This is a genomic window from Senegalia massiliensis, from assembly GCF_009911265.1.
Taxonomy (GTDB): Bacteria; Bacillota; Clostridia; order Tissierellales; family SIT17; genus Anaeromonas; species Anaeromonas massiliensis_A.
Map to the genome: position 1 here is coordinate 168,136 of NZ_QXXA01000001.1, position 16,767 is coordinate 184,902.

13 protein-coding genes are annotated in these 16,767 nt (G+C 25.0%); 10 read left to right on the forward strand and 3 right to left on the reverse strand.

Translation table 11 applies throughout. The features are described 5' to 3' along the window. The first annotated feature begins 209 nt into the window (after nt 1-209). On the forward strand, nt 210-2,672 hold the full coding sequence (locus D3Z33_RS00800) for an ABC transporter permease (protein ID WP_160195897.1): 2,463 nt from the start codon (nt 210-212) through the stop codon (nt 2,670-2,672). 71 nt (nt 2,673-2,743) lie between these two features. Further along, nucleotides 2,744-3,436, forward strand: a complete 693-nt coding sequence (locus D3Z33_RS00805) for an ABC transporter ATP-binding protein (protein WP_160195898.1) — start codon at nt 2,744-2,746, stop codon at nt 3,434-3,436. Between the two features lie 103 nt (nt 3,437-3,539). On the opposite strand, the gene D3Z33_RS00810 is transcribed toward D3Z33_RS00805, so the two are convergent. The 3 genes from D3Z33_RS00810 to D3Z33_RS00820 are packed head-to-tail and all read right to left on the reverse strand — an operon-like array spanning nt 3,540 to nt 10,709. Beyond that, complete coding sequence (locus tag D3Z33_RS00810; protein ID WP_160195899.1) at nt 3,540-4,592, reverse strand: flavodoxin family protein; 1,053 nt, start codon at nt 4,590-4,592, stop codon at nt 3,540-3,542. Further along, entirely contained in the window at nt 4,589-5,824 is a 1,236-nt protein-coding gene (locus tag D3Z33_RS00815; protein ID WP_160195900.1) for a lactate/malate family dehydrogenase, read from the reverse strand. Before D3Z33_RS00815 ends, D3Z33_RS00810 begins: the two co-directional genes overlap by 4 nt. A gap of 10 nt (nt 5,825-5,834) precedes the next feature. Beyond that, on the reverse strand, nt 5,835-10,709 hold the full coding sequence (locus D3Z33_RS00820) for a cytidyltransferase (protein WP_160195901.1): 4,875 nt from the start codon (nt 10,707-10,709) through the stop codon (nt 5,835-5,837). Between the two features lie 391 nt (nt 10,710-11,100). On the opposite strand from D3Z33_RS00820, the gene D3Z33_RS00825 reads away from it, so the two are divergent. From D3Z33_RS00825 to D3Z33_RS00860, 8 genes are all read left to right on the forward strand, one after another. After that, nucleotides 11,101-11,955, forward strand: a complete 855-nt coding sequence (locus D3Z33_RS00825) for a VOC family protein (RefSeq protein ID WP_160195902.1) — start codon at nt 11,101-11,103, stop codon at nt 11,953-11,955. 111 nt (nt 11,956-12,066) lie between these two features. Next, nucleotides 12,067-12,795, forward strand: a complete 729-nt coding sequence (locus tag D3Z33_RS00830) for a creatininase family protein (protein ID WP_160195903.1) — start codon at nt 12,067-12,069, stop codon at nt 12,793-12,795. Nucleotides 12,796-12,884: 89 nt separating this feature from the next. Then, entirely contained in the window at nt 12,885-13,691 is an 807-nt protein-coding gene (locus D3Z33_RS00835) for a DUF2785 domain-containing protein (RefSeq protein ID WP_160195904.1), read from the forward strand. A 196-nt stretch (nt 13,692-13,887) separates the two neighbouring features. Then, nucleotides 13,888-14,046 carry a hypothetical protein gene (locus D3Z33_RS00840; RefSeq protein ID WP_160195905.1) on the forward strand — a complete coding sequence of 53 codons (159 nt, stop codon included), beginning with the start codon at nt 13,888-13,890 and terminating at the stop codon, nt 14,044-14,046. Between the two features lie 207 nt (nt 14,047-14,253). Further along, on the forward strand, nt 14,254-14,760 hold the full coding sequence (locus D3Z33_RS00845; protein WP_160195906.1) for a hypothetical protein: 507 nt from the start codon (nt 14,254-14,256) through the stop codon (nt 14,758-14,760). Nucleotides 14,761-14,961: 201 nt separating this feature from the next. Beyond that, entirely contained in the window at nt 14,962-15,444 is a 483-nt protein-coding gene (locus D3Z33_RS00850; protein WP_201750376.1) for a hypothetical protein, read from the forward strand. Between the two features lie 51 nt (nt 15,445-15,495). Then, complete coding sequence (locus D3Z33_RS00855) at nt 15,496-16,371, forward strand: hypothetical protein (protein WP_160195907.1); 876 nt, start codon at nt 15,496-15,498, stop codon at nt 16,369-16,371. A gap of 50 nt (nt 16,372-16,421) precedes the next feature. Then, nucleotides 16,422-16,739, forward strand: a complete 318-nt coding sequence (locus D3Z33_RS00860) for a hypothetical protein (protein WP_160195908.1) — start codon at nt 16,422-16,424, stop codon at nt 16,737-16,739. The last annotated feature ends 28 nt before the right edge of the window (nt 16,740-16,767 follow it).

Genomic DNA, 16,767 nt, shown 5'->3' on the forward strand with positions numbered 1-16,767 from the left:
TTTGTAGTATTTTATTTTATTTCAACAATAAATGACAATTTTTTTGAAAAAAATAATATATACTAGAAATAGTAAGTACATAATTATCTAACTTAATAAATATAAAATGTTTAATAGGATAAAAATTTTTTTCTAATTGTTTTTATTTTGCTATATTGTTAATATATTTTGAAAATATTATAATAAAGGGGAAAGATATGGGTATTTTTATGAAGTACATTATAAAAAATATTTGGGAAAATAAATTAAGAGGTTTCTTGATTTTATTTTCTCTTATGATTTCTACATTTATTGTATTTTTAAACCTTGTAGCTCGTGATGATATTATTCATCAGTATGAAAAGTTACATGAAGAATCATATCATGGTTACGATATGATCGTTAATCATGAAAATACGGAGGATCCTTTTTTTAATGAGAATGAATTTAAAACTAATAATATTGATGTTAGTAATAAATTATCAGCTATAACTACGTTTGGAGTAGTTGATAATAATGATTTATTGACTCTTCAATTATATGGCTGTAATAGAAAAAGTTATTTAGATGAGAGTTTATTTATGATTTCAGAAGAGGATAATTTTGGTATTAGTAAAGATGATCAGATTTTAATTAGTCCTCAATTAGTTAAAAATTATGGATACGAATTAGGCGATAGAATTTCAATTCAAACTCAAATAGGAGTAAAGGAGTATGAGATAGGAGCTATTGCTAAAGATACAGGTTTATTTTTTGGTGTGGACAATGAAAATCTTGTAGTTATGACCAACTCTGAAGTAGAAAAAATAACAGAACAAGAAAATAAAAGTAACGTATTAATGATTAGTCTTACTGATAAATCTAACATAAAAAATAGTATTAAAGCACTTCAAGAAAATAATGATGATTTTATAATAGAATCTTTAGTTGATAAGGAGACAATGGACTCTAATATTGATATGATTAGTCAAGTATTGTTAATAATTTTGATATTAGCTTTATTGATGAATTATTATGTTATTTCTTCTAATGCTAAGGTTATTTTATTATCAAGAATTCCTGTAGTAGGGACTTTTAGAAGCTTAGGAGCAAGTAAAATTAAAGTTAATGTAATACTTGTTTTGGAGAATTTAGTATATGGTATGTTGGGAGGAACTTTAGGTGTTGTTTGTGGACTTTATTTTAGAGAAACAATATTAGGGACAATAGCTCAGAGTGTATCTAATGTTCCATTAGGAGAAACATCAGCACCAATTAATTATGCATACATAATATTTTCATTAATATTTGCTATAATAATTCAATTGATAAGTGTTATACATGTTATTTATCAGATTGGAAATTATTCTATAAAGAATTTAATATTTGAAGAATTAAGTTCTATTCAAAAAGTTTCTATTGTTCTTACTGTATTAGGTTTTGTATTCCAAGGGTTTTCTTATATATTGTATAAGATGAACAATTTATACAATATTATTTTTACCATATTAGCTTTAGTATTAGCTATGGTTGGAGGAATATTAATATTACCTTTTATAACTAAACATTTATCTTTATTCATGACTAAGATAAATAAAATGATATTTGGAGAAGCTGCTTCTTTAGGAGCAAAAAATATTTCAACTAGTAAAATTATTAATTCTAATATTAAGCTTGTAGTCATTTCACTTTCAATGATTTTAATGATATTTATAACATCTTTATCTCTTGAAAATCTATTTATAAAAGCAAGAGATGTTTTTGAATTAGATATTCAGTTATATGGAATGGAAAAAAAGGAAGATGATTATTTAAAATTAAAGAAAGTCCAAGGAGTAAAAGACCTTCAGTTTCTTTATACTTATATGAATAATCCGACGATCAATGGAAAGGAAATGAATCTTATTTTATCTGGGCTTGAAGGTGAAAGACTTGGAATTAAAAACAAAGATGGAAAAATAGAAAATCTTAAAAATGGTGAGGTTATGATAGATGAGTTTTATGCTATAAAGAATGGATTTGAAATAGGAGATAAATTAGAAATTAAATCAGATGATTTCAAAAGCAAAAAGATTAAAGTAAATATAGCGGGAACTATAGATTCATCTATATTTACTATATCTAGGAATACACTAGTATTTTCTGAGAATCAATTTAAAAAAGAAATATTAGATATACCTAGCAATATATATGTAGGTACTGATAAGAATCTAAAACAAATGAAAAAAACTTTATATAAAGAATTATCTGGAGAAAATATTACTGCAGAAACATTTAATGAATTTATTGAAAATCAAGAACAACAAGTAAGTGGTTTATTATCAACTGTATGGGTATTTTTAATACTCTCTATTTTACTCTCAGCCATTGGATTAGTAAATAATCAAGTTATAGGATTTATACAGAGGAAGCGAGAATATGCTATTTTATATTCCGTATCTATGAGTAAAGCTCAGTTAAATATAATGATATTTTTTGAAATAGTAACCTCTTTTTTAATTGGATGTATATTTAGTTTAGCATTAAGTATTTGGATGAGTAAATTATTAGGGGTATTATTGAGTTCTATAGGTATTTATTTGGAATTTAATTTTCAATGGGGAGATATTTTTATAGTTGTAGCATCGATTTTTGTAATTCTTATGTTAACAGCAATAATTCCAATATTTAAAATCTTAAAAATGAATGTAATTGAAGAAATAAAATATGAATAGTTTATATATTAAATTATTAATCTAAATTTAAAATTAAAAGTAATAACAATTAGAAATATTGGGGGGCAAAAATGAAAAAAGTTATTGAAGTAAAGAATATATGCAAAAATTTTGGGTCTGGAAATAATATTACAAAAGTTTTAAATGATATAACTTTTGACGTAGAGGACGGCCAATTTCTATCTATTATGGGACCTTCTGGGTGTGGTAAAAGTACATTGTTGTATTTAATGGGAGGTTTAGATGCTCCAACATCAGGTAAAATTTTAATAAAGGATAGAGACATTCAAAAATTAAAGGATAGAGAAATCAGCAGAATACAAAGATCTGATATTGGATTTGTTTTTCAATTTTATAACTTAGTACATAATTTGTCCGTGGAAGAAAATATACTTTTACCTATATCAATGAGTGGTCAACGTGTAAAAAAATATCATAAAAAATTAGATGAGATTTTAGAGATAGTAGGTCTTAAGGATAAACGTAAATATATTCCAAGTCATTTATCAGGGGGACAACAGCAGCGTGTTGCTATAGCACGGGCAGTTATTACTAATCCTAGTATTATACTTGCCGATGAACCAATAGGTAATTTAGATAGTAAATCTGGTGAAAGAATTATGGAATTATTTAGACATATTAATAATGAATATGGTATTACAATTATTCAAGTCACTCATGATAAAAGCAAAAGTTTATATGGAAATAGATTAATAGAATTATATGATGGGATTATTGTAGAAGATAAAGTGGTGGCTAATTAAATGATGTGAGGATTATGGTAATTCAAGTTCATTGTCGAACAAATTAGAAGTATTAAAGTTTATTAAAGAAAAATTAATTTTATAGGTACTCCAAAAGGAGTACCTATTTTTGTAAAAAATCATTTATATTTTCACTAAATTCAGATGCTTTTTTTTCAATGTCTTCAACTTCTAAAATAGCATCCTTATCATTAGCAGTTTCCATAATAGCAAAATTAGGAGGAAGTTTAAATGTTTTATTGATATTTAATGCACTTATAAGTTCCTTTGCTATAGCATCACTTCCAGAGTTACCAGATACTATAATAGAGAATATGGATTTATCATAGAATTTTGTTTTTCTAAAGAGTGCTGTAAGTCTATTTATAACAGCTTTTAAATTAGCTGCTATAGAATCATTATAATTAGGACAAATCCAAACAATAGAATCAGCTTCTAAAATAGCAGGGTAAACTTCTTCTACCATTATACCTCCATAAAAACAACTTGTATTCTTTCCATAATGTTTACAAGTGGTATATGGACAACCTATACAATCTCTGACTGTACCATTTGCAATATGAATTTCTTTTATATCCATATTATTTAAATTTTCTTTAACCATAGACCAAAGTCTTAATGTATTTGATGTTTCATAATTGCTAGAATGGAGTACTAATAGCTTTGGTTTTTCTAATTTTTTATGATTGAAATTTTCTAAATTATTACAAAGAGTATCACAAGAACAAAAAAGTGCCTCTTTTAAAGTCATACTTTTAGCATTGGCTAGTGTTTTCATATTTAGCAGACTTTCTGTAGCTTCTACCAAAGGTCTGCCTGGAAAAGTGCAACCTAATATATTAGCATTAAATATAATATTTTGAGCCATTGTTTTAGTATATAAATCATTTTTACTGTTGTATATTAAAACTGATCCTATAGAGTTTTTAAGAGAATCTTTTCCTAAAATGAATAATTGATTAAAAATCTTTTGTATGAATATATTTCCACCAAAATCATCTAATTCTACTGCAAACAGTATTTTTTTGTTCTTTAAATTAGGTATATTTTTATAATCATGAATCAATATATAATCTTTATTATTTAAAATATGATTTACCATTTTTAATAAAAACTTTGAAGGATTTTTAGACATTATTAAATAAATTTTCTTCATATAATTTCTCCTAAAGTCTCATATGTTTCTTTTATTCGACTAAATAGATTGTCATGTAAATTTAACTGTTCTAATTCTATAGTATTATACTTAAGTTTATTTTTTGATCCCATAAATACTCCACCAATAAAAGTAGCACTATAATGCCAATTTCCATTTATAGTATCCATAATAGAAAGTGCTCCTGATGATAAAGCTGGTGCTATAAAAGGTTTGAAACCAAGCTCTCTCATTTCTAAGTTCGCATTTTTAGCTTTATCAGTTAAATACAAGGATAAGTTATCATTATAATTTTTTATACTATCTGCTATTATTAGACCTTTACCGTGAGGGCCAAAAGCTCTACCTTCTTTTAGAAAATGATTTAATTTAGAATCTTTTTTTGAATAATATACTGCACGAGCATTCATTACTCCTAGTCCGTATCCTCTAATTTGTTCAGGAGCTAATCCTAAGAAATCCATATTATTATTTTCATCTTTATTACTTTCTAAAAAAACTACTTTAGAAAGTAAATCTACTGGGTCAGATACTACTGCAAATATTCCTTTAAAATTTTCTTTTCTAGCTTGGATAGCATATTCTTTTATAATCTTAGAATTACTTTCAAATTGAGCCATTCTTACATCTTTTATATCACTACCTACTTTTGGAACTGATTTAGAAGCACAAAATACAAACATATCACAATCAAATATTTCATCTTTATTTATTATTTTCACTTCAGGAGTATTATAATTAAATGCAGAATATACTTGGTTCATTTCCATTTCCCATCTTTGTTGCTTTTCTAATGTTCTATCGTATATACCTATTTTTGAGATTTTATTTCCACCTAAAAGTTTTAATCCAGTAAGTAAAGTTGTACCTACATCTCCTAGAGCCAGAATATTTACATTCCAACTTTCTCTTAATTTTTGATGTAAAACGTCTTTCCAGTTTGGATAACTTATATTGAGAGCAATAACTTTCTTGGAATCTATTTTTTCCTTAAGCCATTCATCTACGACTATATTATCTTTATTATTATTTAAAATATTTATATTTTCTTTTTTTAATGATAATAGGGAAGGAGAAGAGACAATGTAACTTCTCCTGCTTTTTAATGGGTCATTTTCAAATAAATAATAAATTTTATCAGAATTGATTAAATCTTCTTTTTTAGCTTTTTCAAAATTATATTTTTGAAATGAAAATCCATAAATATTTTTATCTATTTGGTATAAGTTCATAATACACCTCTTATCTTTTTATTATATCTTCTAAGCGTTTAAGTTGTTCTAAATCATTTTTTAAATAATGAGAAGCTTTTAAATTTATATCATATTCAATATCGCTACCTTTATCAGGATATCTTGATGATAGAAATACTTCAGATAATTGTTTTATAGTTAAATTTCTTCCATGTTTTTTTTGATATTCATTTTCTAATGTAGAAAGTAAATCTATAGCATTATATAGTGATACTTTTGATAATTCATAAAGAGTTTTATTTTCTGTTCCTTTTATAAAAATAGGAGAAGTATAAGGAAGTATAAAGTTTACAGAAGGTAATATATTTCTTAATGGATTATTTCCTCTCCATACTGTATCTCCACCAATAAAGGGATAGAAAGCACTTTCATTAAACCATACTCTTAGATTTGGTATAAAGTATGCAGAATCAACTTTTCTATTCTGTATATCCATAAGCTCTTTTCCTCTTCCTGATAAAATACCAACTATTATTTTTTCTACATTTATATCCTCTTTTTTAAGTAAAGGATCAATTGCTTTTACTCTATACCCTTTATTAAGCAAATCATCTACTAAAATTACAGGTCTATTAAATGAATTAATCATCTTTATTTGATTATCTAAACTCATATAATAGGGGAATGGTTCAATATCAAAATCACTAATATCAGGAGAATACATTTTTTCTGTATGAAGTGACTTAGTAACAGTATTTGGAACAATATTGCCATTTAAAATACTACCAAAAGGTACACACATTTTTTCTCCAACTTTTTTAGGCGTAGTTTGTTGTGTAGAAACATTATTCAAATCACAAATTTTTTCAATCATTTTTTCATGTAGTATATTTCTATCAAATGAAAGAATAAGTTGACCAGGGTATAGAGATGTAAGTACTCTCTGGATTCTTTTTCTTGTCCTTACAATTGCTCTTCTGATATTCTTGTTATTTGAAAACTCAGGTTTAAGGATTGATTCTAAGTCTAAATTTAAAGTACAAGGATTTGTCATTTTAACAGCATATATTGGATCTCTTTCATTACTAAAATTTATTTTAGTAAATCCTTGTAGTATTAATACTTCGTTTAATGTCTTTGTAGGATAATCTTTTATAATATTTCTAAATACTCCATAAGTATAATCTTTAGATAAACAAAATGATAATGTTTCTGTAAGTAAAATTTGCTCTAAATTATTAAATCTGGAATTATTATTAATATATATTCCATCGATAGATATTATTCGTCCTACAGAATTTTCTCTAATATATTCAGATATGCGATTATTATTAAACTGTTCAAATAGATTACTAGATCTAATCCAATGAAATATGGAAAAACCTATAATAGTATCTTTTTTGATGTCTCTCAATAATATAATTCTAGGATTTAGTTTATTTTGTATTAATTTCAACATATCATAAGATCTATCATATTTTTTAAGTATGGTAGAAGATAAGTTTTGTATTAATTCATCAGTTATATCATCTATTATCTCTATACTAATTGATTGAGTTTGAAGTAAAATTTTATATTGAGGCTCTCTTTTATATACACCTGTTTTATAAATAAAATTTTGAGCTAATGGATCTATTAATTGAGATATATCTCTATTTGCATCTATATAGTCTCTTATTCTTGTTGAACTGATTTTTTGGTACTTTGAAGGTAATTTAAGTTGTATAATATCACTTGTTATATTTTTTAACACTTTTTCAATATCATTAAGGTTATTTTCATTATAATCTCCACCTTTTCTATCAAATATTATGTGGGAGAAATTATGAATTGAATTTTCAGTTTTATTTTTTTTATAAGAAGAAGCATTTAATAATACATCGCTGCCAACTACAATATATATATCTTTATCTTTGAAATTTTCCTTAAGTTTTTTTAAATCGCTGTCATTTGCGATATTAACGGGTAAATCTTCTGGATATAAGTAAATATCTAATTGATCAGCTATGCTCATATTAATTATTTCTCTTCTTATTTCATGGGGTTGTGTTCTTTTAGACCATGAAAATTCATCCACTTGTAAGTACACTTCAAAGCCTAAATCTCGTATTTCCTGGGTAATCATTTTATGACTCGATGAAAATGGGTCAAAGGTACCTGGAAAAAAGGCTACTTTTTTTGTATATTTTATATCTATATTTCCATTTATAAATATATAATCAGAAATAAATCTATATATGTTATTTAAAGAAGCAGAATTATTTAAAAACCATAATTCACTTTCTTCTTTAGTAGGGAGCAAATTCAATATTTTTTTTGCTATATTTTTAAATATAATATTTTTTTCTTCTAAATCTAGTATATTACTTCCAAAAATTTCAGAACCTATTATTCTAAAACTTTCTTGGCTAACTTGAATATCATAATTAACTAGACCATTTAGTAATATACCTAATAGTTTTATAAATCTTTTATTAGAAAATGATTTACTTTCTGAAAAAATATCATTATAATTTGAATAATTTTGTATGGCTACACCAACCGTTTTTAGTATTAAAAATTGAATTTGTCTGTTATTAGATTTGATTTTATCAATAAAGTCATCAATTAATTCATCCAATTCTGTTGGCTGAAGATATAATATTAATTGTCCTAAATAATTAGGAATATATTTTGTGAAATGATACCCTTGAATTTCAAGTGCTCTTAATAGTTCAACAGTTACATCATTTCTTTTATCTAATGAGAGAAATGGAAATATTTTAAGTAATGCATCACCGGCATGATTCCTTACATTTTCATTTGCACTTACTTTTATTAGATTAGTAAAATGCATAGCAGTATGAATTATATTTTTATCATGATTATCGATAATATAATCTAAGAGTAATTCAATATTATTCTTCTTAATAGCCCAGTGGGTAGCAGTTTTTAAATTCATTAAGAATATATCAGGTGTTTTAGAAAAATCTTTTTTATAATATGAATAAAATATATCAATAATATTTTTATTCATTTTTATTCTTTTTGAAATTTTAAGCTTAAGATAATTTTCTGAAGGTATATTTGAATAATCTAGACTATTTGTTAGATAATTCTTAACATTTTTGACAAAAACACTATCTTTATCAATTCTAAAAATTATATTATATACTTTTTGTAATGATGTAAGCTTAATTATGTCATTTTCACTTGATAATGTATCAATTATAAAAGATAGCATATCACCAATAATTTTTTCTTCATCAGAATTAAAAGGAATATGACTACTTGTTTGTAACAAGAAGAATTTTGTATCTATATTTTTTAATCCAACTTTAGAATAATAACTTAATATTACATTTCTAAATTCTTTTCTTTGATACTTATTACAATTAGATAAAACTGAGGACATTATTGATTTAAGACTTAATCCCATCCATATTTTATGTGTATCCAGTATCTTGTGATCTGGAGAAATAACTAGATTAATATATTTGTCTAGTAAATCATAACTAGTATTTTTTTCATTTTCTACTTCAATATTTTCTGGAACTTCTTTTCTATATTCTTCATCATAATGCGCAATTAAAATACCAATTAATTCAGCACTTTGTTTTCTTATATCTTCTTCTTTATGCATTAAGAGGTCATATAGAAAATCAAGAGTAATTTCTTTTTGTCTTTGAGTAAAATATGTTGAGTATTCTTCAAATATATTTAAATATCCTCTTAATTTCTTCCAATCATTTTCACTACGAGCAATTTCTAATATTGAGCTTAAAGAAGATTCACTTTCTAATCTATTCATAAGAAATATATTGTGTTCTATAGCTCTATATTTTAAATGATCTACAATTTCTTCATTTTCCATCAGTAAAAAACGTTTACTAGAAGGAGATTCTGAGTTAATAACTTCAGGTTCTAGATTAACCCCTAAATTTAACATATAATCTTCAAAATCTTTTAATTTTGCATAAACTTTTTTATACCTATTTTCTTTATGTACGTCAACATTATCTAACTTTTGAAGAATAATATCGAAAGAGTCTCTAAGGGAATATATATGCATTTTGTTTTTTCCATTTATATTTTTATTTTTCACCCTGAAGTCAGAATATATAAGAATTAGAGATTCTATTGGTAAATTTTCTAACTCTAGATCCCAAGTAGAATGGTTAGTAGCAATATGACCTATATAATCAATATTATTATTTTTGAACCATAATTCTGTATAATAATAATGTAAATATGGAACACGTTTAAGTTCTTTACCTTTACATCCAAATTTACCTATATCATGTCCTGCAGCAGCTCCTGAAATTATTCCTAAGTCAACTGGTAAGTTTAAATTATATAATTGATAAGAAACATTCATAGCTACATAATGAACACCTGTAACATGATTTAGAGTAGTGTGTCCAGTTACCTCTTGATGTAATTTCATTAATTCATATACATAATTATTTTCAAATGATTTTTTAAACTGTTTATATTCATTTAATATATTAAATTTTTTAATGTTTGAATTAGAAATTAACTTAAGAGGATATCTTCCTTCAGGTAAATTTTCATTATTTCTTTCGTAATCAGTAAATACTTTAAAGATAATTGTAAAGATTAGAGCAGGAGTATTATATTCTTTTTTTAATTCAATAGTTATTGCATGAGGAAAAGATTTATATAAGATATAATTATATAAGTAATTCAACCAAAAACTTTTATTTTTATTGTCGTATTTTTTAAATATTTCAGACAATAATTCGAAAATATTATTAGCACTAAAATCTTTATTTTTCATAATGTTATCTAATTTTTTTAAGAATATATCACTTTTAAAATATTCTCTTATTTCTTTATAATAATCATCTTTTTTTATATCTTCATTATTTAATATTTTATTAGATATTTTTTTGTATATATTTGACATATAGTATCTCTCCATTTTTTACCTCCTATAAAGTCAATTCAATAGCATAACTTAAATTTATTATATAATAATTAGATTAAAAAAAGAAGTAGCATGAAACCTACTTCTAATTTGTTAGAGTAGCTTCTATAATACCATTAGGGACTACATGATGAATTTTTGAACTGGAAATATGATTTTAATCCATTCTTTTGATTTATATATTGCAATGGGAATTGCTTTATCTTCTGAGTAACTTTCATCTAAATCCTTCATTGCTTCAGGATAATCGTTTTTATTTCATGTCATAATTATAGTTCTCCCAATTAAATAATTTTATTACTGAGTTTTATGTAATTATTTTAAAGAGAATTATAAGGGTATAATAAAATTATATAAATATTAAGTTTAATGAAAGGTGATGTAAATGAAAAAATTTCATAACAAATCAAATATATATGTAACTCAAATAGAATTAAAGGTAGAGGATTTGAAGAGATCCTTAGACTTCTATAAAAATATAATGGGATTTAAAGTATTAGAAGAAAAAGAAAATAGTCTAATATTAACTATTGATGGTTTAACACCTGTAATAACTTTAAAACAACCTAAAGATGTTATAAAAAAGATACCAAAGAGAACAGGATTATATCATTTTGCCATATTATTACCTAATAGATTACAATTAGGATCATTTTTGAAAAATATCAAAGAAAAAAAATATCCTATTCTTGGAGGAGCAAATCATGAAGTTAGTGAGGCAATATATTTACAAGATCCAGATGATAATGGAATTGAAATATATTCAGATATTGATAGTAGTAAATGGATATGGGAAGATAAAAAAGTACAGATGTCTAATAGCCTTTTAGATTATGAAGATTTATTATCACAATCAGAAAATAGTAGATGGAATGGGATGCCTGAAGATGCTATAATAGGTCATATTCATCTTCATGTAGATAATTTAGAAAAAGCTAAGGATTTCTATGTTAATGGTTTAGGTTTTGATGTGGTTATGGAGATGGGAAAATCAGCATTATTTTTATCTTCTGGTGGTTACCATCATCATATAGGTTTAAATATTTGGAATGGAATTGATGTAGGTCCTTTACCACAAAATTCAGTTGGTATGGAGTATTATACAATTAAACTTCCTAATGAAGATATGATGAAAGAAACTATTAATAGATTGAAAAAACTTAATTATAAAGTTATTGAAAAAGATAAAAAAGTATATACAAAAGATACTTCAGGAAATTTAATAAAATTAGAAGTATAAAATCAGAAATATTCCATTTGGAATATTTCTGATTTTTTTGTAAGAAAAAAGGAGTTTGGTAACATATGTAGAATAAAAGAAAGAAGAAGAATCATTTGAAAGGAGATTACAGTGAACCTAAAAATTATAGAATTAACACCAAATAAATTTGAAAAAATTTTAAAAGAATGTCCTATTGCATATATTCCTATTAGCCCAATTGAGTGGCATGGGAACCATTTGCCATTTGGAACTGATGCAATAAGGGCTGAGTGGGTGATAAAATCAGCTTGGAAAGTTATAGGTGGTGTATTGTTTCCAACAGAATATTGTGGAACTGATGGATATAAAACAAAAGTTGATGATAAATATTGGTATTTAGAAACTATAATAGGTGAGAAATTAAAAGGAAACTTTTTAGTTGAAGAACAACTTTTCTTACAAAAAGTTATTTGCTTGGTAAATAACATAAAAAGAAATGGATTTAAAATATTAGTTATATGTACTGGTCATTTATCACCTCAACAACTTTCTATCCTTGAAAAAATTGAACATGAGGAATCAAGTAGTGAATTTAATATAATACTTTGGCATTCAGAAAAAGCTAAATTTCCAAAAGAGATTCAAACAGATGATTATTTGCATGCAGGAGTTGAAGAAACAAGTGAAATGTTATATATTTCACCAGATCTTGTAGATGTTAATGAATTAGGAAAATCAAATTGCGAAATCAAACTTGGGTTAGTTGATTCACTACAAGAACAAGTAAGTGTTAACTTAGGAGAAAAGCGTCTTAAGTTAGAGAAAGAGCAACTGATTAGTTTAATTAAATCAAAATTAAGTAATATAAAGGATGTCTAACATAGATGAATTTTAGAATGTAATATAATATCACTATGATTAACTAGATTTAATTAGAAAGTGTAAAAGAGAAAGGAGAAACAGAATACATGGAGAATTTAAAAGAAAAATTACAAATGATAGCACAGAATGAATATGCTATACCTGATGAAATAAATTTAGAAAAGTTAATTGAATCAATGCTAGAGAACATAGGAAGTTTAGATTCTGAACTAAGGGATAATCTAATTTATTCTACATTAGCGAGATGGATAGGAAATCAAAAGATTGAAAAAGAAATGTTGAAGAAAATTATAAATGTAGTTCTTGATGACAAGCATTTGTTTTATAAAATTGATTCAAAGGATGAGACAGCAGTATTTACAAGGTCTTTTTCCATATTGATAGTAGCATTAATTATCTATTCTCATCGTAAAGAAAAATTATTTAATAAACAAGAAGTTAGAGATATATATAGAAAAGTTACACAGTACTTTAAAGATGAAAATGATTTGCGTGGATACGTAGCAGAGTATGGATGGGGACACTCCGTAGCTCATACAGCTGATGCACTTGATGAATTAGCAATGTGTGAAGAAATTGGAATTGATGAACTTAAGAATATGCTTGAAAATATTAAATATAAAGTGAGCACAGGAACTTATGTATATGTTCATGAAGAAGATGAGAGGTTAGTAACAGCTATAATAAGTATTATTTCAAGAAAGGTTATTATAGAAAATGAATTAATAACATGGATAGAATCATTCTTAGAATTGGAAGACCTTGATGATTCCATGAGGAACTATCTTAAAAATTTAAATATAAAGAATTTTATGCGTAGTTTATACTTTAGATTATTAAATACAGGTGAAAACAAAAAGCTAATAGATGTAATAATTCGAGTACTAAAATGAGTTATTAGAATTTAATCAATTTCAGCGAAAAAAACATAATTATAAAATAGTTCAATATATAAAAACCATAAATAAAATAGAAAATATTGAAGATTATTATTCATATGAATATGATAATAAAAGGGGTGGATGGGATTCTTTAAATTATTTACTTGATAAGAGAATAATAAAAAATTTAGATGAATATTTTAAATTGGTGGAATTAAGTAAAGAAAAATTACTTTTTAAAAGTCCTAAGGAAGTAATAAAAACAATTAAAAATGCAGGAGGATATTCATTTTTAGCTCATCCAAGTGCATATGAAAATGGAGAGATTACGGAATTGATGGAATTGAGTGCTTTTCTCCATATTTAAGAAATTTAGAAGATTCAGGTTATTATTTAGATTTTTGTAAGTATAATAACATGTTAGTTTCAGCAGGCTCAGATTGTCATGGGGAATTCAATAACAGGACATTAGGCATACCATCAGTTAATTTTAATGAAGTGAGGTTGGACTTTATTACTATATAATCATATAAGATGATTTATCTTATAAAACATTAATTAAAGGAGGGTTAGTATGAGAACTATTATATCTATGTCTTTTCTTACCATACTATACTTAGGATTAAGTTATTTATTAGGGGTAACTAAGGTAATGTTTATTTTAGCAGCTACTTTTTTTATTATGGCAACTTTGTTTTCTTATAATAAACAATATTATGATAAGTATTTCATGCTTATTAATCCTAAACAACATAAAATTATTTATGAAAAGCATGAAAGATTCAGAAAGAAACATAGATTAACAAGTATCATAAGTTTTTATATTTTATCGATTATAATGTTTATAAATGGAATAATTGGAATAGAGAGTAATTTACCTAACGAATATTTATTAACAATAAGAGATTTTATCATTGTAGCTGGAATCATGTTAATTATTGGGATTATAGTATATCTTACAGATAATTATATTCTTAAAAAAAGTAAATATAATAGAGAATATATAATTTGGTCTATTTTACTTAGTTTAGTTATAGTAGGAATAGTGTTTGTCGCTATAGAATGGGTTATTTTTATCTAGTAAATATAAAATTAATACATTAAGGATGTTGGGAATCTTTAGACAGTTACAAGAAAAGTTTATATTATGAGGGGGAGATCATGTTGAAAAAAATTTTTTACAATATTTGTAATTGCTATTACAATAGTGTTTTTTTCTGGTTGTTCAAACAACACAGGTATATCTAAATTACTCAGGAAGGAAGGTATTAAACCTTATGAATTGTCAGAAAGTGATATTTATCTTCTTCAGACATTAGAAATTCAAGATGATATAAATATAATATCTTTTAAAGCTCCTAAAAATGCAAAAAGTCTTAAATTAAATGTTTATGTCTTAAATAGTAACAATAATTGGGATGTTATAGGAGGGGGGCAGGTATATGCTGAGCCAGATTCTAGATTAGAAGGGACATTTGCAATGATGCTTAAAGATAACCATGCAATAAATTTTAATATTAATACAATAGGAAGAGTTTCATATCAAACTGATGCATTAAAAATGGAGAATGAAATTTCAGCATCTTCGAAAAGTTTTTTGAGGGATTTTCAAAGGATTGAAATTAATAAAGAACTACCTCTTGCTATTATGATTTATGACAGTGGTACTATGATGAGAGCGTATTCTCTAGAAAATTTCTTTTCACCTTCAAGGTTTAAAGAAATGGACTTAGTTCAAGCAGTCACATTGACTTTTACTGATTAAAACAATCAGCATATATTCATCATAAATGTAAGTCAAAGAAAGGAAAAATATATGAATATTATTGAAGATATATACAAAGAACTATTTAAACTTGGCTTATCTGAAACCAATCATATTGATTTACAAAAAATACGAGATAAAGATGGAATTTATCTATTTAGAGTTAATTATAAAAATAAATATTTTATAATCAAGTATTTTTTCAAAGAAGAATATAAAAGAGAAATAAAAAATTACTCTATTTTTAAAGAACTAAACATATCAACGATTAAAGTGTTTACCCATACAGATAGAAGTATTTTACTAGAAGACTTAGAAAGAAGTGAAAATTATAGATTAGGAGTAAGGTCTGATTTATCAGATATTGAAGTAGCAAAGTTATTAGCAGAATGGTATGTAGACTTACATAATAAAGGCGAAAAATATATAGATGAGAATTGTGATAATTTCTATAGAGAAATTGATATTATTACAAAAGAAAATGTTGAACTTGTAAAAGACAGATCCAATACTAGGGGTTACAAAGTATGGAACATAATACTTGATAACTATGATTTAATTTTTAATAAAATTGAAGAACTTGAAAAAACTCTAACATATAATGACTTTTATTGGACTAATCTTGCGGTGAGTAATCATAGAAAAAAGGCAATAATGTTTGACTATAATTTATTAGGAATAGGTTATAGATATAGTGACATTAGGAATGTATGCTCATCATTATCGGAAGAAGCTGGAAAAGTATTTATAAAAGAATATGGTAATATTAATGAAACTGAAAAAGTAATGGATGATGGTCTTTCAATTCTTATTACTTTAATACTTGCATATAAAAGATCTAAATTTCCTGAATGGGCTAAGGAATCTTTAAAGGCAGTTTTTAACGGAGAATTAGAAAAAACTTTTAAAAAGATAACAAAATATTAGAATACGTATATTTTATTTTTCAATTTTATTATACGAATGGTATGAAAATTATGCAAAATTATTTTGAAACGAATAAAAAGAAGTGGAACGAACGAGTTGATAGTCATGTTAAGTCACAACATTATAATGTTGACAGGTTCATAAATGGTAATTTTACACTTAAAGAAATTGATCTCAATTATATTGGTAATTTTAATAATGAACTGATCCTTGAAAGTTTTAACGAATATCCTTATTCAACAGATAAAAAATATCCATCTATGGTTGAAAGGAAGATAAGCATTGGAAACTTACTGAATATAATATTCCTCTATGTTGTATTTAGTGAAATACATGAAAAAATAAAAATGGTTAAAAATAATATTTAATTTTTAAGAGTCAGAAAGGAGTATATTA

What these genes read in the sequence shown, in the direction of transcription:
- D3Z33_RS00805 (WP_160195898.1), top strand. Translation starts at nt 2,744, where the DNA reads ATGAAAAAAGTTATTGAAGTAAAGAATATATGCAAAAATTTTGGGTCT.
- D3Z33_RS00855 (WP_160195907.1), top strand. Translation starts at nt 15,496, where the DNA reads ATGAATATTATTGAAGATATATACAAAGAACTATTTAAACTTGGCTTA.
- D3Z33_RS00835 (WP_160195904.1), top strand. Translation starts at nt 12,885, where the DNA reads ATGGAGAATTTAAAAGAAAAATTACAAATGATAGCACAGAATGAATAT.
- D3Z33_RS00860 (WP_160195908.1), top strand. Translation starts at nt 16,422, where the DNA reads ATGCAAAATTATTTTGAAACGAATAAAAAGAAGTGGAACGAACGAGTT.
- D3Z33_RS00820 (WP_160195901.1), bottom strand. Translation starts at nt 10,709, where the DNA reads ATGGAGAGATACTATATGTCAAATATATACAAAAAAATATCTAATAAA.
- D3Z33_RS00810 (WP_160195899.1), bottom strand. Translation starts at nt 4,592, where the DNA reads ATGAAGAAAATTTATTTAATAATGTCTAAAAATCCTTCAAAGTTTTTA.
- D3Z33_RS00800 (WP_160195897.1), top strand. Translation starts at nt 210, where the DNA reads ATGAAGTACATTATAAAAAATATTTGGGAAAATAAATTAAGAGGTTTC.
- D3Z33_RS00815 (WP_160195900.1), bottom strand. Translation starts at nt 5,824, where the DNA reads ATGAACTTATACCAAATAGATAAAAATATTTATGGATTTTCATTTCAA.
- D3Z33_RS00845 (WP_160195906.1), top strand. Translation starts at nt 14,254, where the DNA reads ATGAGAACTATTATATCTATGTCTTTTCTTACCATACTATACTTAGGA.
- D3Z33_RS00825 (WP_160195902.1), top strand. Translation starts at nt 11,101, where the DNA reads ATGAAAAAATTTCATAACAAATCAAATATATATGTAACTCAAATAGAA.